At 46.3% G+C, this 255-nt stretch carries 1 protein-coding gene; it reads right to left on the bottom strand.

Going from position 1 to position 255, the window contains the following annotated elements:
• The coding region (locus tag H8K52_RS20815) for a transposase (RefSeq protein WP_186924814.1) at nucleotides 1–255 on the bottom strand (255 nt) is incomplete at both ends.

Raw genomic sequence — 255 nt, 5'->3', positions numbered from 1 at the left:
CCAATAAGTCCATGTCCAATCGCTTGTTCAACGATGGTGTCGAAGATGGTTTGTTCTATATCGGTACTAGCAAAACGACGACGGCGATTCTGCGATAGCGTCGAGGCATCTGGAATTTTATCAGTCATTCGTAAGCCGAGAAACCAGCGATAAGCGACATTGACTTCAATCTCCCGAACAATTTGGCGCTCGGATCGGATGCCGAACAGGTAGCCAATAAAAAGCATCTTAAAAAGCAAAACCGGATCAAACGCG

The organism is Affinundibacterium seohonense (genome assembly GCF_014284305.1).
In the GTDB taxonomy this organism is placed as follows: domain Bacteria; phylum Pseudomonadota; class Gammaproteobacteria; order Burkholderiales; family Burkholderiaceae_D; genus Undibacterium; species Undibacterium seohonense.
Note: the sequence above shows the minus strand (reverse complement) of the source record. Positions and strands in the feature narration are given on the sequence as shown.